18 protein-coding genes are annotated in these 23005 nt (G+C 38.5%); 8 read left to right on the top strand and 10 right to left on the bottom strand.

Going from position 1 to position 23005, the window contains the following annotated elements:
• The first annotated feature begins 255 nt into the window (after window positions 1-255).
• Window positions 256-801 (top strand): hypothetical protein, encoded by a 546-nt coding sequence (locus CYTFE_RS0116730; RefSeq protein ID WP_027472740.1) that lies wholly within the window; start codon window positions 256-258, stop codon window positions 799-801.
• A gap of 49 nt (window positions 802-850) precedes the next feature.
• Window positions 851-1483, top strand: coding sequence for a pyridoxamine 5'-phosphate oxidase (gene pdxH, locus CYTFE_RS0116725; protein ID WP_027472739.1), 633 nt, complete (start codon window positions 851-853; stop codon window positions 1481-1483).
• A 35-nt stretch (window positions 1484-1518) separates the two neighbouring features.
• Here pdxH and gldA read toward each other — a convergent pair whose 3' ends face one another.
• A complete protein-coding gene (gene gldA / locus CYTFE_RS0116720; protein WP_027472738.1) occupies window positions 1519-2433 on the bottom strand; it encodes a gliding motility-associated ABC transporter ATP-binding subunit GldA in 915 nt (304 codons plus the stop codon).
• Between the two features lie 237 nt (window positions 2434-2670).
• On the opposite strand from gldA, the gene ispG reads away from it, so the two are divergent.
• The 5 genes from ispG (at window position 2671) to CYTFE_RS0116690 (ending at window position 9448) form a co-directional block, all read left to right on the top strand.
• Window positions 2671-4512, top strand: coding sequence for a (E)-4-hydroxy-3-methylbut-2-enyl-diphosphate synthase (ispG, locus tag CYTFE_RS0116715; protein WP_044211885.1), 1842 nt, complete (start codon window positions 2671-2673; stop codon window positions 4510-4512).
• A 241-nt stretch (window positions 4513-4753) separates the two neighbouring features.
• Entirely contained in the window at window positions 4754-5539 is a 786-nt protein-coding gene (locus CYTFE_RS0116710; RefSeq protein ID WP_044211887.1) for a hypothetical protein, read from the top strand.
• A gap of 138 nt (window positions 5540-5677) precedes the next feature.
• On the top strand, window positions 5678-7126 hold the full coding sequence (gene asnS, locus CYTFE_RS0116705) for an asparagine--tRNA ligase (protein WP_027472735.1): 1449 nt from the start codon (window positions 5678-5680) through the stop codon (window positions 7124-7126).
• 242 nt (window positions 7127-7368) lie between these two features.
• The gene (gene rpoN, locus CYTFE_RS0116695) at window positions 7369-8817 is read left to right on the top strand and encodes an RNA polymerase factor sigma-54 (RefSeq protein WP_027472734.1); all 1449 of its coding nucleotides are present in this window, start codon (window positions 7369-7371) and stop codon (window positions 8815-8817) included.
• Window positions 8818-8836: 19 nt separating this feature from the next.
• Window positions 8837-9448: a hypothetical protein gene (locus CYTFE_RS0116690; protein WP_052343250.1), complete on the top strand. Its 612-nt coding sequence runs from the start codon at window positions 8837-8839 to the stop codon at window positions 9446-9448.
• 70 nt (window positions 9449-9518) lie between these two features.
• On the opposite strand, the gene CYTFE_RS0116685 is transcribed toward CYTFE_RS0116690, so the two are convergent.
• From CYTFE_RS0116685 to CYTFE_RS0116645, 9 genes are all read right to left on the bottom strand, one after another.
• Window positions 9519-10214, bottom strand: coding sequence for a DUF2179 domain-containing protein (locus CYTFE_RS0116685; RefSeq protein WP_200871184.1), 696 nt, complete (start codon window positions 10212-10214; stop codon window positions 9519-9521).
• Complete coding sequence (trxA, locus tag CYTFE_RS0116680) at window positions 10198-10515, bottom strand: thioredoxin (RefSeq protein WP_027472731.1); 318 nt, start codon at window positions 10513-10515, stop codon at window positions 10198-10200. The genes CYTFE_RS0116685 and trxA overlap by 17 nt, the downstream gene beginning before the upstream one ends.
• Before the next feature lie 215 nt (window positions 10516-10730).
• Window positions 10731-11855: an endonuclease/exonuclease/phosphatase family protein gene (locus CYTFE_RS0116675; protein WP_027472730.1), complete on the bottom strand. Its 1125-nt coding sequence runs from the start codon at window positions 11853-11855 to the stop codon at window positions 10731-10733.
• On the bottom strand, window positions 11855-12748 hold the full coding sequence (locus tag CYTFE_RS0116670; protein ID WP_027472729.1) for a rhomboid family protein: 894 nt from the start codon (window positions 12746-12748) through the stop codon (window positions 11855-11857). Before CYTFE_RS0116670 ends, CYTFE_RS0116675 begins: the two co-directional genes overlap by 1 nt.
• Before the next feature lie 45 nt (window positions 12749-12793).
• A complete protein-coding gene (locus CYTFE_RS0116665) occupies window positions 12794-13558 on the bottom strand; it encodes a rhomboid family intramembrane serine protease (protein WP_027472728.1) in 765 nt (254 codons plus the stop codon).
• 265 nt (window positions 13559-13823) lie between these two features.
• Entirely contained in the window at window positions 13824-15749 is a 1926-nt protein-coding gene (mutL, locus tag CYTFE_RS0116660) for a DNA mismatch repair endonuclease MutL (RefSeq protein ID WP_027472727.1), read from the bottom strand.
• A 106-nt stretch (window positions 15750-15855) separates the two neighbouring features.
• The gene (locus CYTFE_RS0116655) at window positions 15856-16176 is read right to left on the bottom strand and encodes a hypothetical protein (RefSeq protein ID WP_027472726.1); all 321 of its coding nucleotides are present in this window, start codon (window positions 16174-16176) and stop codon (window positions 15856-15858) included.
• Window positions 16177-16334: 158 nt separating this feature from the next.
• Complete coding sequence (locus CYTFE_RS0116650; protein ID WP_027472725.1) at window positions 16335-19205, bottom strand: S9 family peptidase; 2871 nt, start codon at window positions 19203-19205, stop codon at window positions 16335-16337.
• 82 nt (window positions 19206-19287) lie between these two features.
• Window positions 19288-19659: a hypothetical protein gene (locus CYTFE_RS0116645; protein WP_027472724.1), complete on the bottom strand. Its 372-nt coding sequence runs from the start codon at window positions 19657-19659 to the stop codon at window positions 19288-19290.
• Between the two features lie 276 nt (window positions 19660-19935).
• On the opposite strand from CYTFE_RS0116645, the gene CYTFE_RS0116640 reads away from it, so the two are divergent.
• On the top strand, window positions 19936-22914 hold the full coding sequence (locus CYTFE_RS0116640; protein ID WP_027472723.1) for an ATP-binding protein: 2979 nt from the start codon (window positions 19936-19938) through the stop codon (window positions 22912-22914).
• The last annotated feature ends 91 nt before the right edge of the window (window positions 22915-23005 follow it).

The following is a 23005-nucleotide window of genomic DNA, read 5'->3' as shown; positions in this document are numbered from 1 at the left end:
CAAGTCGGTTGTTGACCGCTAGCAGTGTTTTACCATTATTCGTATATTTTTTTAAGTTTTTCGCCCGTTACCCATTGCAAACTTGAGTTTTGTTCTTTGTTTCAATTGCAATATACTAATTTACTGTTTATTACGAAAGAAAAACAATACTAAATTATCGTTTTTTCAGTGATCATTTTAATCTGTTAAAGTAGAATTAATGACCAGTTTTTTGCCTCAAAGGGTAGTGAGCTGGATATACGTTTTGAATATCCGTTGGGCTTCGGTACCATCTACAAAGGGTCTGATAGCTCCTATGTTACTTTTGATGATCTCCTGGATATACCACAGGAGAGTTATCTAAAAGCGAGGGCTACCTTTGAGCATATGATACCTGTGAATTCAAAGCTGAATGTCTCATACTCCTTGGCTGCAGGTGGAGCTACCGAGCGATTGGGTAGTGCTCAGTACTTTGCTATTGGGGGGATTAAAGCAACCGCAAGAAGTGGTGATATACCTTTCCCTGGTATGGTGTCAAAAGAAATTTCGGCTCGGCAGTTTGTTTTGGGTTATGTTAATCTGAGGTATCAGGTGTTGAATAATTTATATGCCAAGTTGTCGGGAGGTGTTCTGGACTATAATACCGAGTTTGAAACCTTAAGTTTTATTCCTGTTCGTGGACTTACTTCGGAGGATTTGGTGTTGGGACTGAATGTGATTCTTGCGTATAATTCTATTATTGGACCCATAGAAATAGGTTATGGAAGGTCTAGTTTGCAAAATGATAGCAGATATCACTTTGCGGTTGGATTTCCGTTCTGATAAACTTTTTAAGGTGTGTGATGTTTATTGCTTATCTAATAAAAACGCCATGAATAGAGATTTGTCAGACATAAGGAATGATTTTGTGAAGAAAGAGTTGTCGGAGGAACATTTGAGCAGTGATGCCATCGAGCAAATGAAAGACTGGCTAAATGAGGCCATTGAGAATCATGAGCCTGAGCCAACAGCCATGACACTGTGTACCGTATCTTCTTCAGGTGTACCTTCAGCTCGTATTGTGCTTCTTAAAAATATCGACGAAAGGGGAAATCTGTGGTTTTATACAAACTATAGCAGTAGAAAGGGGACTGATTTAAAGGATAATAATCATGCTGCAGTTAACTTTTTTTGGCCCGGTTTAGAACGGCAACTTAGAATTACCGGGACAGTTGAAAAGTTAGCGGCTGAAATAAGTGATGGTTATTTTGAATCTCGTCCTGTGGATAGTCAGGCAAGTGCAATTGCCTCTCCTCAGAGTCAAGTGGTGGATAGTAGAGCCCAGCTAGAACAGTGGTTTAATGAAGCCAAACAAGGTAAAATGAAAAGGCCGGCAAATTGGGGTGGATATCGCTTACAAGCTTCTGAAATAGAATTCTGGCAAGGAAGGGCAGGACGTTTGCACGATAGGGTAAGGTATCGCCATGAAAAAGAGGAGTGGGTCAGAGAACGTCTAGCTCCATAGGTGTGAAGCGAAGCTTAGGTCTACGTTTTGCTTTTTTACTTTTTATTGCTGGTTAATTCTCTAAAAACGTCTTCCATGCTTTTTTGATCTTGGGTGAGTGTAATGATTTTTTGCCCATGACTCACTGCACGGTCAAATATTGTTGGTCTAATATCTGAGGATGCAATGATTCGGTATTTGGTGTTGGTTAGGCTTTTTACTTCAATGAGCCCTTCTAGGTGATCAAAAATATCTTTTTTTACTGGCGTTAAGAATTCACAGGTGATTTCGTGCTTGTTTCTTAGTGAAGCACCTGTGAGTGAACTGGCTTTTTCATTGGCCACAATATTGCCTTTGTTAATGATAATAACGTTTTCACAGATTGCTTGAACTTCTTGCATGATGTGGGTGGATAGCATCACTGTTTTTTGTTTTCCCACCTCTTTGATAAGGTCTCTTACTTCTATAATTTGGTTGGGATCCAAGCCTGTTGTGGGTTCATCTAAAATGAGAACTTCTGGATCAGGAAGTAGTGCCTGTGCCAGTCCAACTCTTTGTCTGTAGCCCTTGGATAAAGCAGATATTTTCTTTGTACTTTCGGGTGTCAGTCCCGTCATCTCAATCATCTCTTCTACCCTTTTTTTTGATTTTCTTCCGAGTTTGTAGAGGCTTGCTATATGGCCTAAGTATTCCTTTACATACATATCTAGGTAGAGCGGATTGTGTTCGGGGAGATAACCTATTTTTCTTCTGTATTCCATGGTGTTGTCAGTCACATCGAGGCCGCAGACCATCACCTTGCCGGAAGTTTGTGGTAAATATCCGGTAATGATTTTCATCATGGTAGATTTACCTGCTCCATTGGGCCCTAAAAAACCAACTACCTCGCCCGAGGCTATTTCAAATGATACTTCATTTAAAGCTTTTTGTGTACCGAACTTTCGGGTAACTTGTGATACTGATATTGACATACGCATGTTTTAAATGGAAGGGTAAAGTTAATGGAATACCAACGACAATAAAAATGTACCTTGTTTTTTTTAGTGATCTAAGTTTAATCCTATTATTTATGGTTATTTACGAAGGTGCTAGCTGTGCATATTTGTAGTTTGTTTCGTTACTAGGTCTTGTGTACTCTAAAAATATGGAATGGTGTAATAATTATAAGCTTAAAACTGTACTTTTGTGAAGTTTTAAAACAAAATAAAATGAGCAAGTCGCATTATTGCATTGATATATTTAATTATACGAGATATCATACCTCAGAGGTGCAAATTGGTAATTTACGTTTAGGAGCTAAACATCCCATTGTGGTTCAGTCTATGACAACCACCAATACCAACGATACAGAAGCCACCGTTCATCAGATAAAAAATATTTTTGATGCCGGGGGGCAGATGGTTCGTATGACAACCCAAGGGCAGCGCGAAGCTGGTAATCTTAAGGCAATCAAAGAAGAGTTAAAGCAGCAGGGGTACGATGGTCCCTTGGTGGCCGATATTCATTTTAATCCCAATGCAGCTAATATTGCTGCCCAGCATATTGAGAAGGTAAGAATTAATCCGGGTAATTTTGTGGATGGAGCAAAGAAATTTGAATCTATTGAATATACCAATGAGTCCTATTACGAAGAGTTGGAGCTGATTAAAAGAAAGTTGATTCCGCTTCTCAATATTTGTAAGCAAAATAATACGGCCATCCGGATAGGTACTAATCATGGTTCTTTATCTGATCGAATAATGAGCCGTTATGGTGATACGCCCTTGGGTATGGTAGAATCGTGTATGGAGTTTTTGCGTATCTGCAGGGATGAGGAGTTTGGTAATGTTGTTTTGAGTATAAAAGCTAGTAATGCACGTATTATGGTTCATACGGTGCGGTTATTGGTTCAAAAGATGCATGAGGAGGACATGTATTATCCCTTGCACCTGGGGGTGACGGAAGCTGGAGAAGGAGAAGATGGAAGAATTCGGTCGGCCGTAGGCATAGGAACTTTGTTGGCGGATGGTATAGGGGATACTATTCGTGTGTCGTTGACCGAAGCTCCTGAAAATGAGATTTCTGTGGCAAAAGATCTTATTGCTTATGTGGAGCAAAGAGCGAATCATGAGGTGATTGAAGCGGTGTCGGATGCATCTTACTATCCCTTTAAATATGTTGAGCGAGCATCAAATGTGGTCAGAAATGTGGGCGGACATCATGTGCCGGTTGTGGTAGGGAATATGTTTACGAAGAATGATCGCCCTGACTATGTTTTTTCAACAAAGAAAAGAGGTGAAGGTTCTCGTATAGTGGCATTAGAACAGTGGAGAGAGTGTGATAATAAGGATCGTTGTTTTCCTCTACTAGAAGCTTATCAAATAGAGGAACTGGATAAGTTGGATGTGGAATTGGCGTTGTTACGTGTTTTTTATGCTGACCTTACTTCTGAGGTATTGAAGAAGCTAAGAGGGTATCAAAATGTGGTGCTTGTATTAAAAGCAAAGCATACAAATAGTGTTGCGGAACAAAGAGCTGCTTTTCTCCTGTTGGGCGCCGAAAAAGTTACCTGTCCGGTTATTATTTATAAAAAATATGAAGGACTGTTTAATAACTTGACACAGCTGAATGCAGCTTGTGATTTTGGACCTCTTTTCTTGGATGGTTTTGGGGATGGTATCTGGATTGATTATGACCAAGAAATGGAGACCGGATTGGTTAATAAAACGGCTTATTCTGTTTTGCAGGCCGCTAGGGTGCGTTTTGAAAAGCCTGATTATATCTCATGTCCTGGCTGCGGTAGAACCCTGTTTGGTTTGCAGGAAACCACCGCACTGGTAAAAGCTCAAACAGCCCACCTCAAAGGACTGAAGATTGCTGTCATGGGGTGTATTGTTAATGGACCTGGAGAAATGGCAGATGCAGATTATGGTTATGTGGGATCTGGTCCCGGTAAGATTACTCTGTATCATCAACGAGAAGTGGTGAAAGCCAATATCAAAGAGGAGGATGCGGTTGGAGAACTTATTCAATTGATTAAACAAAAGGGAGATTGGATTGATCCTGTGTAGCTGTAAAAAGTATGAAGATTACAGACTTTTTCTTTGGAAGCATAGATCATTATCTTGTAAAAGGGTGGTTATTTTGGATTTGGCATTTGCGAAGGATGATTTTTGATAGTAAAAAGTATAGGATTCATCACGTACAAAACAAGAATAGTGTATTTTATGCATTAGTAAGGTATCTTTTTTTGCACGGTTGATTATGTTTTTCTAAATTGCAATTCTCTAGATAAACCCATTACTGAAATCCATGAAACGATTGTTATATATTATTGTGCTCTTTGCATTTATGTTTTCGTCCGCTAAATCGGAGGAGATTGTACTTTCCGGTACTTTTCAGGGTGATAACCTATTTGTAAAAAACCCATTTGCGCCTAGTGGTGTTGGTTTCTGTGTGTATGAGGTAGCTGTTAACGGACTTACATCGACCGACGAAATTAATTCAAGTGCATTTGAAGTGGATCTTTCTGTTTATGGTTTTAAGTTGGGGCAAGCACTTACAGTGACCATTAAGTTTAAGGAAGGTTGTCAGCCAATTGTTTTAAATCCCGAAGTTTTAAATGCGCGTGCCACCTTTGAGGTTACGCATTTGGCCGTTGAGGGAAATAAAGTGAAATGGTCTACCGTGAAAGAAGCCGGTAGTATACCTTTTATTGTGGAGCAATATCGCTGGAATAAGTGGATAGAAGTGGGACAAGTGAATGGGGTTGGCGTTGGGCAAGAAAGTGCCTATGAAGCAATGGTACGTTTTCACTCGGGAGAAAATAAATTCAGGATTAAACAAACAGATTATAGGGGAAAGCCAAGATATTCTAAGGAGGTAAGGTATGAGTCTGCTAAACCTGAGGTGACATTCTCGCCCAATAGGGTGGAGGACATGCTTCATTTTTCTGCACCTACGATGTATGAAATTTATGATGAGTATGGTGGAATTATTTTTAAGGGCTTTGGACAAAGTGTGAAAGTGTCTGGATTAAAAAAAGGAAAGTATTATTTGAATATGGATAATAAACTAGCTGTTTTTAATAAAAAGTAGCTTGTGAATAAGATATGACAGTAGGCTGGATGAAAATCCGGCCTTTTTTCGTTAAAAAAAATCAATAATTAGGGACTTAACTCAAACTTTAACAAACAATTCATTAATTTTACGACCTTTAAAAATAAGTAACAGCAAATGGAACAAATACGCAGAACAAAAGTAGCCGATGTCCTTCGACAAACGGAGATCGGAAAAGAAGTGAATGTAAAAGGATGGGTAAGAACCCGAAGAGGTAATAAATTTGTAAATTTCATTGCCCTTAATGATGGGTCTTCCATTCATAATCTGCAGATTGTTGCCGATGTTCCAAAGTTTGATGAAGAGCTGATAAAAAGGATTACAACAGGTTCTGCGATTTCGGTTAACGGAATTTTGAGTGAATCTGCTGGGAGCGGGCAAAAAGTTGAAATACAGGCTGTAAGCATTGAGGTGATAGGCGATTGTAATGCGGATGAGTATCCCCTGCAACCCAAAAAGCATTCGTTGGAGTTTTTGCGTGAGATAGCACACTTGCGTTTTAGAACCAATACCTTTGGTGCGATTACTCGTATTCGCCATGCTATGATCTTTGCCGTGCATAATTTTTTCTCGCAAAAAGGTTTTTATAATATTCATACTCCAATTATTACTGCGTCGGATGCTGAGGGGGCAGGAGAAATGTTTAGGGTAACTACCTTGGATGTTAATAATATCCCCAAAAATGAAGAGGGAGCTGTTGATTTTAGTCAGGATTTCTTTGGTAAATCAACCAACTTAACTGTCTCCGGACAGTTAGAAGGGGAGTTGGCAGCTTTGGCCATGAGTGAGATCTATACCTTTGGCCCTACCTTTAGAGCAGAGAACTCCAATACAACACGTCACTTGGCTGAGTTCTGGATGATAGAGCCAGAGATGGCATTCTACGATTTGAATGATAATATGGATCTGGCTGAGGAGTTTACCAAATACCTGATGAACTATGCACTCGAAAATTGTATGGAAGATCTGGAGTTCTTGAGTAAACGCCTTCAGGAAGAAGAGAAAGGAAAAAAAGCGGAGGATCGCTCCATGGAACTGATTGAAAAATTGCGTTTTGTGGTGGAGAACGATTATGTACGTCTTACTTATTCTGAGGCAATTGATATTCTAATGAATTCTAAGCCACAGAAGAAAGGAAAGTTCCAATATCCGGTAAATGGTTTCGGAAGTGACCTGCAGGCAGAACATGAACGCTTTCTGGTGGAAAAACACTTTAAGAAACCTGTTATATTAACTGATTATCCCATGTCCATTAAGGCTTTTTATATGAAGCAAAGTGATGATGGTAAAACCGTGAGAGCTATGGATGTCCTTTTTCCACAAATAGGTGAGATAATTGGAGGTTCACAACGTGAGGAAAGTTACGATAAGTTGTTGGAAAGAATGAGAGCGCTTCATCTTCCTGAAAAAGAAATGTACTGGTACCTCGATACCCGTCGTTTTGGATCTGTGCCTCATAGTGGATTCGGTTTGGGATTTGAACGATTGATGTTGTTTGTTACCGGAATGACTAATATCAGGGATGTAATACCATTTCCCCGTTCACCAAAGAATGCTGAGTTTTAGTATAATTTGCATGAAAATAAATAATAGGAAAGCAGCTTTCGGAAACGAGCGCTGCTTTTTTGCTTTCAAAAATCAAGCCAATTTAAAACTAATCTTTCTTGTTATTGGAAAAAAAGGGTTTATATTGATGCGTATGTGATTGAATTATTATAATTTTGTTGTGATGCGGAACATGATTTATTTATACAAGTAATTTATTGTTGAATATCTTGCATCTTTCAACAGGTTGAAGAAAGGAAATTATGTTAAAACAGAGCTTACAGCAAAAGTTGCTTCAGAAATTATCACCTCTACAAATACAGGTGATAAAATTGTTGGAGATTCCTGCGGCTCAATTGGAGCAACGTATCAAGAAGGAAATTGAGGAAAATCCGGTTTTGGAGTTGGAGGGAGAAGGCCGAGATAATGATTCTGATGAGCCCGAGGTGAAAGAGCAGGAAGTTGAAAAGGATGAACTTTCTATTGACGACTATATTCAAAATGAGGATATTCCTGCTTATAAATTACAAGCCCGTAATTTTTCCAAAGATGATAAGCATGAGGATATTCCATTTTCGGATGGGACTAGTTTTCATGAATTCTTGACTGATCAATTGGGATTGCGCATTTTGGATGAACGGCAGCGTTTGATGGCTGAGCATATTGTAGGGAATATTGATGAGGATGGATATCTGCGTAGAGAGGTGGATGAGATTATTGATGATATTGCTTTTAGCCAAAATGTGGAACTGGATGAGCGAGAAGCCTTGGATGTGCTTGAAATAGTTCAGGATTTTGAGCCTGCTGGGGTTGGTGCACGCGATTTGCAAGAGTGTCTGTTGCTCCAACTAAAGAAAAAGGACAAAACCATTCCTGCGGTCAATGATGCTTACAATATAATTAAATATCATTTTGAGGAGTTTACTAAAAAACATTACGATAAGATTACCAAGCGCTTGCATTTGGAAGAAGAGGATGTGAAAGAAGCCATGGAGGAAATACTAAAGCTGAACCCAAAACCAGGAAGTTCATATAGTAATCCTATGCATCGAATGGTTCAACATATTATACCAGATTTTATTTTAGAAATAAAGGATGGTAATCCTGAATTGTCCTTAAATACTCGTAATGTGCCTGAATTGAGGATCAGCCAGACTTATTCAAATATGCTGCAAGACTATTCGGGTAACAAAAAAAACCGGTCTAAGGATAAAAAGGAAGCGGTGATGTTTGTTAAGCAGAAGCTTGATTCGGCCAAATGGTTTATTGATGCTATTAGACAGCGGCAGAATACGCTGTTGATGACGATGAATGCCATTCTTGAATATCAAAAACAGTATTTTTTAGAAGGTGACGAAACCAAGTTGCGCCCTATGATATTAAAGGATATTGCTGAAATTACCGGGCTGGATATTTCAACCATATCAAGGGTGTCAAATAGTAAATATATTCAAACTCATTTTGGAATATTTCCCTTGAAGTTTTTCTTTTCAGAAGGTATGCAGACTGATTCAGGAGAGGAGGTATCGACGCGTGAGATAAAAAAAATATTGTCGGAGTGTATCGAGAGTGAAGATAAAAGAAAACCTTTGACAGATGATAAACTGTCGAATATATTAAAGGAGAAATCCTATAATATTGCCAGGAGAACTGTTGCTAAATATCGTGAGCAATTGAATATTCCTGTAGCTAGATTGCGCAAAGAGTTATAATTGGTAAAGAATTGTTTTAATGGCCAAAAGAGTTGCTTTCATTGTTTCTTTGTTGTTACATCCCCTTCTGATGCCTACGATTGGCTTATTGGTGATATTTAGTACACAAAGTCATGTAACGTTTATCCCCTTTGAGTATCGTAGGATGGTTACCATTATTGTGCTGGTAAGTACTTGTATTTTACCCCTAAGTATCATGCCTTTGTTTTTGCAGATGGGGATCATGAAAACCATGCAGATGGAGACTGCAAAGGAGCGTATTGTACCCTTGTTGACTACATCGGTCTTTTTTCTTTTGGGTTATTTCTTTCTAGGAAAATTTCAACTACCTACTTTTATTCCGGTATTCATCTTGGGTACCTTATTGGCTGCACTGCTTTCTATGTGTATATCATTTTTTTGGAAGATAAGCATTCATATGGTTGGTATTGGTGGTCTTTGGGGAGCATTACTTTCCTTGTCTGTGAAATATGGTATTAATACCTTTTTATGGATGCTAGCGGTTATTGCCGTAGCCGGAATGGTCGGAAGCTGTCGATTGATACTCGGCGCTCATACGCCTAAACAGGTGTATGCTGGTTTTGGTTTGGGGCTAATGGTTATTTGTTCTTTGGTATATGTGTACTATTGAAACATAGCACAAACCCTCCAATTTAATGATCATCCTACTACGTACTTCATGATGGGTGTTTATCTGTCTTTTACCTGCCTTTTCGCATCCATCGTGGGCCTACTGCTCTTGAAGCGGAAGGGGAAAAAGAATCGCTGTCTGAATTGACTGCCCTGACATCTTCGATAGAGTAAAATGCTTTGGGGTTAAATTTTTTTATGAGAGGTATTACGTGTTTTATCTTGCTACGTGGAACCACAGCGAAGACAATATGTACGGGGCCATTTTTGCCGGTAGCTTCAATGGAAGTGACGGCAAAGCCTTTGGTCCTGAGTATTTCAATCAGTGTGCTGGCATCGCGTGATGTTACCGTGCGGATCATTTGTATGCCCAGTGCCATCTTTTCTTCAATGCGTAATCCTACGTAGTTACCCGTGGCAAAGCCTCCCGCATAGGCTACATAGCATGTCCAGTTGTCTAGGTTTTCAAAGATGCGAGTGATGGCCATCAACCATATGAGCATTTCAAAGAATCCTAGAATGGGGGCAATCACTTTATTTCCTCTTGATACAAATATGATACGTATAGTATCCATGCTTACATCCATGATTCTGGCAAAGAATATCATGAAAGGAATGACTATATAAGTAAATAGAAACGAATCATAAAAGGAAGCATCCATGAGTGTGTATGTTTGAATGTTAGGAGTTACTATCGAATAAGAAAGGCCGCCAAAAATGGCAGCCTTTAGATTATTATTTGGTGTACGATTACATAAGTGCGTCAAGTTTAGAAGCCAAAATAGTTTTTGGAACAGCTCCCACTTGTTTGTCAACAACTTCTCCGCCCTTAAAGAAAAGGATGGTTGGTATGTTTCTGATACCAAATTTAACTGATGTGGCAGGGTTGCTGTCTACATCCATTTTGGTGATTACTGCTTTATCTCCATACTCCTCTGCCAATTCTTTTACCACAGGAGCTACCATTCTACAAGGACCACACCATTCAGCCCAAAAGTCAACCAATACTGGTTTGTCTGATTTTAAAACTAATTCTTCAAAGTTTTCGTCTGTTACTTCAATAGCCATAACGTTATATTATAAAATTTGTACTTTAATTCTCAAAATGTTCTAACGCAAAAATAGTAAATAAGTTTGTCCCTAAACAAATTACATGCAAACTTTTATATATATAATTCCCTATATATTGATAGCACATATTTTACGCGTTTTTTTTCACTGTATGAAGATACGAAATAAAAAGAAGTAATCAATTTACTTCAATAGTTGCTTTGTGTGTTTATTCATTTTTGCTGTTGGGTATTTAGCTCGAGTAAGGTTGTGATGGGATAATGGTCACTGTAGTTGATTTTCTTTCTCTCGTAATTAAAGCCTCTAAATTCAGGGGCGTGAAAAATAAAATCTATCCTGAAGGACGGTAAGTTACCATTGTATGTTCCTCCAAAACCATTTCCTGATTCCATAAAAGCATCTTTTAATGAGCCGCGTACTTTTCGGTAAACATACGATACCGGGGTGTCATTAAAATCACCGCATACGATGGTTGGGTAGGGTGAGTTTTTGATATGGCGACCTATGGTTTCTGCCTGTGAGGCGCGGTGTGCAAACGCAGTGTTTAGTTTGGTAAATATTTCATAGACTCCTTTTCGTCTTTCTTTGTCGCTCTTAAATTCTAAACTGTCGATAAAATTGTAGTTTTCACGTTTTAATCGAATAGATTCTAGGTGGTTATTAAATACCCTTATTTTTTGTCCGTTGACATTGATGTCGGTCTGTGAACTGAGATTGGTGGTGTTCTCAAATGCTAAAGGCTTTTTAAAAATGATGGGGTACTTTGAGAAGGTGGCTAAGCCATATTTTTTTCCTGATCTGGTTTCTATATTGTATTCGAGGTGCTTGTATTTGAATTGCTTAAATTTTGAAATAATATTGTTTTCAGAGTATTGCGGATTGTTGTTGTTGATATAAAACTCCTGAATACACAGTATATCTGGATTTTGACTTTTGATGAACTGATAAATCTTTTGGGGTGTTGTTTTGTCTTTTGTCCAGACATATTTGTCAAACATGCGCACATTGTACGACATTACTTTAATGGGATTTTGCAGCTCCGATCTATTAACTTCCTTGCCTGTATTGAACGAAAAAACAGCATGCCACTGTGCCCATGTTAAGATGAGAGCAAGTAATGAAAAGACGAATCGTTTTCGTTTTTTTAAGGCCCAGTATATAACAAAAAATAAGTTGCTGATCCACAATAAAGGGAAAGCAAAACCGATGAAGGATAGAAAGCTGATGTGTATGGGGCTTACATAGGCTCCCAAATAGGCCAGTGCTATCAATACTAGTACGATTGTATTGATGAGTGAAATGAGGGAGCGTGTTATTTTATGAAATAGTTTTGGCATTAATTATTGCTAGCGTTAAACAAATCGTCTTTTTCTTGTTTGGTTAGACTATCATAACCACTGGTTTTTATTTTGTCCAGAATTCGATCGATGTTACTTTGTTTCTTCTTTTTGTTGGCATTATAGTCCATGTCACTCACCGGACGTTTGGTGCGTGAGTGGGTAACCCTCATCTTGGGTTTGCGCGAGAAGAGAGAGGCTAGATTGTCCATGAAATGATTAAAACGCAAGGTAATGTCTTTGCCTTTTACTGCTCTTGAGGCAAAGAACATGCCTAATAAGGCACCTCCAATATGGGCTAAATGACCACCTGTATTGGAAAAAGAAGGAATCGAAATCAGATCCAAAATTAATAATCCGATGGCTAAGTACATGAGTTTGATAGGTCCCAATAAAACTAAATGAACCTTGTAGTTTGGTGAATAGCTGGCAGCGCTAAATATGATGCCCATTACGGAGGCGGATGCTCCCATCATAATGGGGGATTCGGTGAAATTATTTAATGCAGGAAATATATTGTATGAAAGAATGTATAACAGAGCACCTGCCAAACCACCCATGAAATATACTCCCAAGAGCTGGCGTGGATTGAAGAATTGTAAGAATATTCGGCCAAACCAAAATAAATAAAGCATATTGAAAAGAATATGCATAAAATTAAAGTGTAGGAACATATAGGTAAAGATGCTCCAGGGTTTTAAAAGTAATGCGCCAGGATCGGCAGGTACAGAGAACCAGCTTTTAATCATATAGGCCCATTCGGCATGTTGAGCCAATGAAAAGAAAGCATCTAATATTAGAAATACCAGAAAAACGCCGATGTTCACATAGATAAGTCTGGTGACTACACCACCTTGTCTAAAAGATTCTTTTATTTCGTCTGCAATTGCCATATACTAAAAATAAGTATTTCGATGAATTAATATTAAAAAAAGAGACTAAAATTGTTTTTTTCTCCAAAACCTTATCAAAATAAATCCGAACAACATTCCACCCAAGTGTGCCAGGTGTGCCACATTATCACCAGGGTTGTTTTGCATTAATAGAAATAGTTCAATTCCGCCGTATCCTATGACAAAATACTTGGCTTTTATGGGCACAATCATATAAAGGTATATTTGTTCGTTGGGAAACATCATACCAAAAGCCAGTAACAGTCCAAATACTGCTCCCGAAGCACCTACCATGGGCGCGTTAATTAAATGATTAAGTGTGGCAGCGGTTTCGTTGACATAGTTTTTGCCTTCCAGTAAAATGGAGTGTCCTTGGGTATATATTTCAGCAACAATTTCCGGTGGTAGACTGGCAGCTAACATTTTTGCCCTGATAAAAGCTACCAAAACGTACAAAACACCTGCACCGATGCCCGTTGCTAAATAATAAAAAAGGAATTTCTGAGGTCCCCATGTTCGTTCCAATATTCGGCCGAACATAAAAACGGCAAACATATTAAAGAATACATGAGTGAAGTCCCTACTGCTATGCATGAACATATAAGAGAGGTACTGAAAGAAGTTGAATTGCTCGCTACCTGGGGTATATAATCCAAATATATTGTTCAGATCAACTCTCGTAAAACCAATTCCTGGAATAGTAACTCCCTTTATAAAGAAATAAGTTGCCAGGAATATTAATCCGTTAATGATAAGCAGGTTTTTAACGACTGGTGGTATGTTACTAAAAAAGCCTCGTTGTTGATACATATATTTATTTTCAAATTTGTAACAGATATCTAACAAGCATTAAGCCAAATTGATTTGAGAACCCTTAAATATGCAATTATTCATTGAAAGGAGATGCTCAAAAATTACTTATTCTCGTTCTTTATGTCTCTTCTTGCTCTCTACTAAGCACCTTGTTTATAAAAGCTTCAGCCTCCTATAGTGGGACTGAGATAGTTGTGTGCTGAATGACTTGTTGTTAAGGCGCCATTTATTTTTAAAGTTGGCAGGAATAAGTGCCACTTTGTCATTTAAAGCGCATATCTATCTCATCATTGGAAAGGATGGAGATCACTGGTTTGCCGTCTGGAGAATAGTTGGGAATCTGACAGGCGAAGAGCTGACCTATTAGTTCATCCATTTCTTGAGGGCTAAGGAATTGTCCTGATTTGATGGCCGACTGTTTGGCAATGGAACGTGCAATGCGTTCTTTTAAATCGGCCTCCAGGTTGATTTCTCCTGCCTTAAAATCATTGATAATCTCATCGAGTAGCATTTTAGGATTCATCTTTTCCATATTGATAGGCATGCCTTTCACCTCGTACGTGTGGTCGCCAATTGCTGCCATATCGAAACCAAATAGTTTGAGATCTCCAAGGAGCTCTTTTACTACCATGCTGTCTTCCACATTAAATTCTAGCTGCTCTGGGAAAAGACTTTGTTGTGTCATGCTTTGTTTGTTGGTGATGGATAGCATCAGTCGTTCAAATAAAATGCGTTCGTGGGCTCTTTTTTGATCCACCATCATTAATCCTGATTTACCAGAAGTGAGAATGTATTTGTTTTTAAATTGAAAGCACGAGGCACCTGTTGTAGCTTTTACATTGGAGTCTTCACTGAGGAAGGTCTGTTGTTGGGGCTCTGTGTTTGATTCCCAATTGGAGGTGGTTATCGTTTCGCTGGGATCTGGAGTGTCAAAGGGCATGCTGCCTTTCTCGGCCTCAAACTCATTGTATAGTTGTTCCCATCCTTTGGCTCCCGGTGATGCAGCGCGTGTCTCTTGCCTGTTGCTGGAACTTGTAACTGAGGACCCTGCTCCGAAACTAGAGGGGTCTGGCGTGGGTGTATCAAAAGGATTAAAATATGGGTTGACTTCTATTTCGGGCATTTCTTTTTCTTTTTCCTGATCGCTAACAGGAATGTTTACCATGTCGGCCGTGTCAAAATCAATGGTCGGAATCATATTGTGTTTGCCCAAGCTTTCTTTAATGGTTGCATTTAAGATATGCCAGATGGCACGTTCGTCTTCAAATTTAATTTCCGTTTTGGTAGGGTGTATGTTGATATCGATGATTTTGGGATCCACCTCAAAATACAAGAAATAGGCAGGAATAGTGTTGGGCAATATAAGGTTAGAATAGGCTTCAGTGATGGCTTTGTGTAAGTATGGATGACGCATATAGCGTTGATTTACAAAGAAAAATTGGTCGCCTGAAGATTTTCGGGCTGCCTCTGGTTTACCTATGAAACCATTTATCTTTACCAAGGTGGTATTGGTTTCCACTGGTACCAACTGGTGGTTCATGTTTTTTCCCGCTATGTTAATGATCCGTTGTCGTAGGTTCGAAACGGGAAGCTGAAACAGAGGCATGTTGTTGTGTTCCAAACTAAAACTTATGTCTGGGTTGGCCAGTACGATTCGTTGAAATTCGTTGATGATATGACGAAGCTCAGTGCTGTCTTTTTTTAAGAATTTGCGACGTGCAGGTACATTATAAAATAGGTTACGAACTATAAAGTTGCTTCCTGTTGGGCAGCTGATCACTTCTTGACTTTCAACCTGGGAACCGGAGATTACCAAGTGCGTTCCCAGTTCGTCACCATGTTTTTTGGTTTTTAGTTCAGTTTGAGCAACGGCAGCGATAGAGGCCAATGCTTCGCCTCTAAAACCCATGGTGCGAATAGCAAACAAATCATTTACATCTTTTATCTTTGAAGTGGCATGGCGCTCAAAAGCTAGTCTGGCATCTGTTGCAGACATCCCACAACCGTTATCAATAACCTGAACCAGAGTTCGGCCTGCATCTTTAATAATAATTTTTATATCGGTACTACCTGCATCAATGGCATTCTCAACCAGTTCCTTTAGCATGGAGCCGGGACGTTGAATTACTTCGCCCGCTGCAATTTGGTTGGCCACAGAATCGGGCAATAGCTGAATTATATCTGACATAAACTAAGTTTGTATATATAAGAAAACATCTGCATAACAGATGTTTTCATTATCAAATAGTTATTGGAAAAAAATAAAATATCGAATCTTGCTTGTTGATGATTAGCTACATGTATTTAAGAATCCATTCTGAACTTGACATGAGTAGGTAGTAAAATACAACCATTAACCCGATGAGTATGAATGCTAACCTTATATTTGATCTCCGCTTTTCTTTATGGGCCACGTCAAAGCTACCTTTTATCTTGCGGCGCATTTTTCCTCTAATACGGTCTTCGATGCTTCTATTGTCTGCTTCAACTTCAACACCAAGTTCCGATTTAATTCGTCTGGCTCTTGCTTCACGTTCTTCTTTGGCTTCATCATAATAAATAGGTGTGTGATGAAACGTTCGATGCCGGGCTGTTTTTATAAAGGAAAACTTCATTGTTATATCTTTGTTGAATATGTGTAAAGTATTGAGCTTTTATGGTGTAATATAATCGTTCTGTTTGTGTTACGCTCCAATATTATTTCAATATTTATTTTTAATAATGAATTACAAAGATACAAGTATTATTTTTTATTTGCATCTAATGTTGATAACTACTCCAGTAAATCGTATCCCATATTCTTGCCTTTTTCAATAGCGGGTATTCCGTATTGCATCCATACGGGGGCCGGTTTTCCTTTTAGATAATGATCGAAAAACTGCATCATTCGTATGCTTAAGTCAATGGAGTTTGCTCTGCGGGTCAGATTATGTTCTTCATTATTGTAGGTTAGCATCCATACCGGTTTATTGAGTCTTCGCATAGCCATAAACATTTCTATTCCTTGGTACCAGGGTACAGATCCATCGTTATCATTATGCATGATCAGCAATGGTGTTTGTATTTGTGGAACATAAAAAATAGGCGAGTTTTCAATGTATTTTGGGAATTTTTCCCAAAGTGTTCCTCCTATTCTTGATTGGGTATGTTCGTATTGGAACATACGACTGATGCCTGTTCCCCAACGGATTCCTCCATAAGCACTGGTCATATTACTGACGGGCGCTCCTGCCATAGCAGCTTTAAACATATTTGTTCGGGTTATCATAAAGGCAGTTTGGTATCCGCCCCAACTTTGGCCTTGTAGACCTATGTTTTTTTCATCGATAAAGTCATATCGTTGGGTCATGCTCATCACACCTCCCATAATGGCCTGGTAGGCACACAAGCCCGGATCTCCCGTGGTGTATGTGATATCTGGTATAAAGATGACGTACCCATTGCTCGCATACATGGTCCAGTTAATTGTTGAACGACTGGGTTGTGGCGGATAGTAGTTGTTTAGCCTACCTGAACTTCGTTCATAATAATAAACAAGCATGGGGTATTTTTTACTCGGGTCAAGATTTTCAGGTGTAACAAGTAATCCCTGGTGTTTACTGCCATCTAAGGCAGTGTAATCGACCAGTTGTATGTGACCCCAAAGGTATTCTTTTTGCTGGGGATTGGTATTTGAGATCATTGTTTCATCGGTGAAATCCATGGTGCTATGATATAACTCGGGATAGTTGGTGAAGGTGCCTTTTTTCCATATTAGATGATTCGCTTCTTTTGCTTTTATGGGGGTGCTAATATATGATGATTCATCTAAACAAGTATTTAGCTTTCCGTTCTTGAACCATGTGTATCCCATGTTTTTACTAGATTCGTTAAAGGTGCTTAATAATATGCCTTCAGATTCGTCGATGTATATAATATCATCATCCAGATTTTTATAACGATATTGGGTGTTGCTTTTGCGCCCCAGACCTTGCGTTAGGTTGAGTGGCTCTTTTTTCATTTGGGTATCGAATTTCCATATGTCAAAACGATCATAAATATATACATATTTGCTTTGTGGACTCCAACCTGCAACGCCATATGCCTTAGGCGAATGAGGCATGTCGTTTATTTCATCATAAAAGGCAATGTTTAATTTTTTGCTTAAGGTAATTTGCTTGTTTTGGTCTATGTTTTTTAGATACCAAATACTGTCACCAGGGTTGTACCAACAAAGGTACTTTCCATCGGGTGAAAAGCTGTATTTGCTCGATACTTTCTGCTGAATAATCTTTTTTGTTCCCGTTTCTAAATCAATGGTATAGATATCTTGTGCAAATACGGCATTCCATGACGAAGCTTTTTCGTAGGGAGCTTTGTCGTATCCGATCGCAAAATCCCAGTTCCCTTTGAATGGAATACTAACCGATGGGAGCTGCTCTGTTTCTAATTGGGTTACAATGTCGTCCTTGCAATGATAGACCGCCATATAGGACCTGTCTTTTTCTTTTGAAAGGTTCTTCTTTTGCATCGGCTGAATCCGTGTATCTTTCCAGTTCCATATGTCAACATATACCTTTTCTTCTTTTAGAAGAGTGTCTTTGGCTGCTTCTTTCGGGCGTTTACCGGTTCCGAAAAATAACTTGTCGCCTTTTTCTGAGAACCACAGCCTTCCTTTGGAGCTTGCACTCCACCCATCGGGAATATGATGGTGCAGCGTGTCGGTCACAGTTGTTAACTCTTTCTTTTTTTGACTCCAGTGGTATAAACGGTAGGTTTTTATTTTACCGGTGTCCGGACTAAATAAAAAGCCTAATTGCTCCGCCTTGTCACTGGCAGTGAGTGATTGCAATTTTCCTGATTGATGAAAGAGACTATCTGTATGTAAAAGGTGTGTGTTGAGTCTTTTTATCTGTGTTTCTTCTATGCTGTCGCCTACTGATTGTACGATAAATAGGGCATCACCATATTTAGGAACAAAATACCTAGTTACTTTTTCAAAAGCAATACTATCACCCGTTGTAGGGTTCAAATAAACAAGTTGTGTTCCTTCTGACTTAAATTTCTTGGCTGTTTTTTTGATGTCTTTTGTGGCCTTTGTTTTTTGGGAAGGGGAATTTTTGTGGGGGATCTTCGAGATTTGTGTTGAGTCTTGTGCTGTACTATCGTTGTGTTCTCTTTTGTTTTTTTCAGTGTCTTTGTGAAAGTGAACCGCAAGCCAGTTACCTTGCTTGGATGGAACCGTAAAGGATCTTACCCTAGCATAGGTTTTTTTTTGTCCATTGCGTAAATTCCAAATGCATAAAGAGTCCTTGGGCATTTTACTGCTCTTTGCTTTTTTTAGTTTAAGGGCCTTTATTGTATCTGCTTGGGGTGTGATGGTGAAGGCAATGAAGTCATTTTCAGGAGAAAAGATGGCTTGTTTGCCTCGAGCAATGGAGTCTAGTTGGTGTGAGTTTGTGTTGTATATGTATAAGTAGCCGTCTCCTTTTTGTGGATTAATCTCGTATGATATCCATTGTCCATTGTTCGATATTTTTTGTTTAGCAAGAGATTTCCAATGGTCATAATCATCGAAGGAGAGTGCTTTTTTTTGTTGGGCATTGCTAAAATTTAATATGAGTACAAATGCAAAAATGAAAGAGAATTTTACTTTAATCGCCATGGTTATTGTTTTAAGAATCAAATATAATTAATTCTGCTACAATACCATATGCTTTCCGCTTTATCGCTGCGATTGTTCTCTTTTAGTTGGTCCAATAAGATATATTTATATAAGCTCCGTATAATACCATTTCGCTATTGCGAATATCTGTACGTAGATGTCCTTTGATTTGTATTACCCTGACAATGTTGTTGCTATCAACGATTCTAACCTGAATTATTTTGGAGGTGTCACCATTTATCCACGCATTAAATCCTTTCACAAAACGCGGAATGTCCGCTCCTATAATGATGGATTTGAAACTGCTAAAAGCGCACTGGCTGTATTTGTTCAAGCCTAAAATGTGTTTAATCCTTTGGGGAAGACGGAGTGTATCTTCTTGTACATTATACATCCAATATCCAATAGCTCCCTCTAAGTTAGGTGACTCATTGTATTTTTCCTTTTCTAACACTTCGGGAAATATTACTTAATTTTACAGGTATTTATCTATAAGAGCATTTCTACGGCAGTAATACGGAAAAGGTTACGCATAAAATGCAAAAACATAATATCTATACTGATTCTCACTTTATTAAGTAAGTATGAAAGGAAACAAAAAGACCTTTATTAACGTAGTAATATACTTAAATGGTTTGGTTTTTTCTTTATCTTTATCTTTATCTTAAAATTGAACTGGTAGATAATAATTGAAAATTCAATCTAATAGAATAAATGTCAGTTTTTGAGTATGAATAAAAAACTATATGCCAGTTGGAACAATCAAATGTTAATGCTTCAGAAGCTAACGGATGCTACAGAGATTTTTGTGGCTGAAATATGTAATGAATCAGCAAAAGTTGTGGTTTGTGCCGGAGGTGCTGTAGGAACGTATGGTGTTGGACTTGAATTAAGTTTGCAGTCTTTGAGCTTGGATAGTGCTATAAGTGAAAGGAAAACCATTGATGCCATTAAAAGCCATTCTTATTATACTTCGCCTATTGTACTTTCCAATCATTGTGTTTGGGGTGTAATGGTATTGTTGTTGCCCGAGTCGGTGCATGATGCTGCTGCTATCTCTTTACCGGTGTCCACATTTAATCGTGTATTATGTGATCAGATTGAGTTGTCCATGTTTGAAGATAAGCGCAACAGTACCGCTATGTGTAATATGGATAGGTTCACTGCTGGATATATGAGGGGGTCTTCTATGGGCGTGCCATGGTGTTTGGATGTTAATAGCGAAGAGTTTACATATATTGGAGAACAATCGCTGCAAATAATTAGCTATACAGATCAGGATTGGAAGTGTTTAGGGGATTGGGTTCAAGCAGTACATCCTGAAGACAGGGAGCGAGTTAAAGACTATTATTTGCATATGAAAGATGCAGATAAAGATCATGTTGTTGAATATCGCCTGGTTAAAAAGGATGGCTCTATTATTTGGATTCGAGATGTAATGAAGGGGACGTTGTGCGAGGATAGTGGAAATAGAGAACTAATGGGCTTTATGGTCGACATCAGCTGGGCCAAAGAAAAAGAACAAGGCTTGACCTTTATAAATAATCAGTTGCGTAAGGTTTTAACGGTAACGAATACCGTTCTTGTGATTAATAATGAGGATGGAGATGTTGTTTTTCACAGTCATAAAGATGCATCGATGGTTCCTAAGAAGTGTTACCACTATTTGCGTGGTGCTTTAAAAAGGTGTGGTGAGTGTCCTTTGAGTGGACCTGTGAAAAGGGAATCAATATTTTATTATCGGGATAAAGATAGAACTGTTCAGGTTAGTGCTTTTCCCTATGAGGTAGAGCCAGAGAAGTGGTTTGTTGCAGAGATGCATGTGAATATCTCAGATCGTATATCTAAAGAAAATGAAACTGCTTTATTAAAGGATAGGTTGGAGTTAAGTATGAAATCAGGAAGTATCGCCTATCTGGAGTTTAATCTTGCTACGAAAATACTTAAAACCAATACCATATTTGAGGAGATTACGGGGCTTAATCTGAATAATAAAATTGTGGATTTGGAATGGGTGATGTCTCGTGTACATGAAAAGGATTATGAATATGTGAAGGATGTTTATGACTTTGCATTGAATTCCAGAGATAAGAAACTGTCCATTGAATTTCGTTTTTTGAATGTTGATAATAAATATGTTTGGCTACGGTTTTCTGGTCAGGTGTTAATAGATGAGCATGGAGGCATCGACATAGCAGGGATTCTGATTGATATTTCTGATACCAAGGAATTGATGAATGCCCTGATGTTGGAGCGCAACAAAAGCCTGCAGGCCAGTGAGGCTAAGTCTATGTTTTTGGCAAATATGTCGCATGAGATTCGTACTCCGATGAATGCTATTATTGGGTTTTCTGAACTGCTAAGCAAGCATATCGTTAAAGCTCCATTGAATGGATATTTAAATTCCATAAAGGCCAGTGGTAAAGTGTTGCTGGCTTTAATCAATGACCTGCTCGATTTGGAGAAGATTGAGGCTGGTAAGATGATTATTAGAAAGGAAAATACCGATTTTATAGGTCTGTTGAAAGAAATAGAACAAACTTTCTCTATGAATTTTGCAGAGAAACAGATAGAACTTCTCATGAAGCCCCAGGCCAAGTTTCCAAAATTAATATATGTTGATTCGCTGAAAATAAAGCAAATATTACTTAACTTGGTAAATAATGCCTTAAAGTTCACCAATAAAGGAGAAGTAGAAGTGCAAAGCTTTTTTAAATTTGATAGTGGAGGAGAAAAAGGTACCTTATCTTTTAAAGTATCTGATACGGGAATTGGTATAGCCAAAAATAAACAGGAGAGCATCTTTGAGCCTTTTGTTCAAGATAAAGACCCAAATGAGAAAGATCATCAGGGCACAGGTCTTGGTTTATCTATTGTTCAAAAATTGGTTCGTATGATGGGCGGTGTTATTTCATTGGAGAGTGAGGCTGGTGTAGGAAGTACTTTCTCTATTATGATTCCTGATGTGGAAGCGACGGATGATCCGTTTTCTGAGATGGAAGGTGAAATAGAAAGTAATGTCAAATTCAATCAGGAAAAGGTGCTGATAGTAGATAATGTGGAAACCAACCTGGAAGTGTTGAATGCCATGTGTAGTAACCTTAATTTAAAGAGCATCACCTGCACCCACGGGAAAGAAGTGCTGGAACTGGCATTGGTGGAGAAGCCTGCGGTAATTATTATGGATTTACGTGTGCCAAAACATAATGGATTTAAGAGTATTAAAGATATTAGACAATCGGAGTTGGTCAAGGATATTCCTGTGATAGCTATTTCTTCTTCTAGCAATGTGAATGAAGAGAAATTGGCTGACAATGAGGGTTTTGATGGTTTTATCTCAAAGCCAATTCCGGTATATAAATTGATTCAGGAAATCAGTAGATTTGTAAAACCTGTTGATGAAGAGGAGGTTAGCTCTCAGTTGGAGCGTGAGGATGCGGCGACAAAATTGAGTGATGGAGACAAAAAGGTAATCAACCTAGCTTTTAAAGAAACGATACTTCCTTTATGGCAAAGTTTAAAAGATATCTTATCGTCAGAAAAACTGAATACAATGCTGTCTGTGCTTAAAGAGCTTTCTGGTCAGGTGTCGTGGCCAGCATTGGATAGATATACGGAAAAGATGGATATTGCAATCAAATCATTTGATTTTGAGACTATTCAGAAATTGATTAATCGGTTCGACTCCCTGTTGAAGGAGTTGGAGTGATAAAGAGATAGATGTGATAAGAGCAATATACCAGGTTGTTAGATGAGCGGTTGTAATGCTGCGTAGACTTGTATTTTGCTTGTTTTTAACT

Source organism: Saccharicrinis fermentans DSM 9555 = JCM 21142 (assembly GCF_000517085.1).
GTDB lineage: Bacteria > Bacteroidota > Bacteroidia > Bacteroidales > Marinilabiliaceae > Saccharicrinis > Saccharicrinis fermentans.
The sequence above is the reverse complement of the archived record's forward strand: the minus strand, read 5'-3'. Positions and strand labels throughout refer to the sequence as shown.

Bases quoted from the DNA above. Each gene is read 5' to 3' on its own strand.
- mutL (WP_027472727.1), bottom strand. From the start codon at position 15,749: ATGTCAGATATAATTCAGCTATTGCCCGATTCTGTGGCCAACCAAATT.
- CYTFE_RS0116640 (WP_027472723.1), top strand. From the start codon at position 19,936: ATGAATAAAAAACTATATGCCAGTTGGAACAATCAAATGTTAATGCTT.
- rpoN (WP_027472734.1), top strand. From the start codon at position 7,369: ATGTTAAAACAGAGCTTACAGCAAAAGTTGCTTCAGAAATTATCACCT.
- pdxH (WP_027472739.1), top strand. From the start codon at position 851: ATGAATAGAGATTTGTCAGACATAAGGAATGATTTTGTGAAGAAAGAG.
- asnS (WP_027472735.1), top strand. From the start codon at position 5,678: ATGGAACAAATACGCAGAACAAAAGTAGCCGATGTCCTTCGACAAACG.
- CYTFE_RS0116690 (WP_052343250.1), top strand. From the start codon at position 8,837: ATGGCCAAAAGAGTTGCTTTCATTGTTTCTTTGTTGTTACATCCCCTT.
- trxA (WP_027472731.1), bottom strand. From the start codon at position 10,515: ATGGCTATTGAAGTAACAGACGAAAACTTTGAAGAATTAGTTTTAAAA.
- CYTFE_RS0116670 (WP_027472729.1), bottom strand. From the start codon at position 12,748: ATGGCAATTGCAGACGAAATAAAAGAATCTTTTAGACAAGGTGGTGTA.
- gldA (WP_027472738.1), bottom strand. From the start codon at position 2,433: ATGTCAATATCAGTATCACAAGTTACCCGAAAGTTCGGTACACAAAAA.
- CYTFE_RS0116675 (WP_027472730.1), bottom strand. From the start codon at position 11,855: ATGCCAAAACTATTTCATAAAATAACACGCTCCCTCATTTCACTCATC.
- CYTFE_RS0116665 (WP_027472728.1), bottom strand. From the start codon at position 13,558: ATGTATCAACAACGAGGCTTTTTTAGTAACATACCACCAGTCGTTAAA.
- CYTFE_RS0116655 (WP_027472726.1), bottom strand. From the start codon at position 16,176: ATGAAGTTTTCCTTTATAAAAACAGCCCGGCATCGAACGTTTCATCAC.
- CYTFE_RS0116710 (WP_044211887.1), top strand. From the start codon at position 4,754: ATGAAACGATTGTTATATATTATTGTGCTCTTTGCATTTATGTTTTCG.
- ispG (WP_044211885.1), top strand. From the start codon at position 2,671: ATGAGCAAGTCGCATTATTGCATTGATATATTTAATTATACGAGATAT.
- CYTFE_RS0116650 (WP_027472725.1), bottom strand. From the start codon at position 19,205: ATGGCGATTAAAGTAAAATTCTCTTTCATTTTTGCATTTGTACTCATA.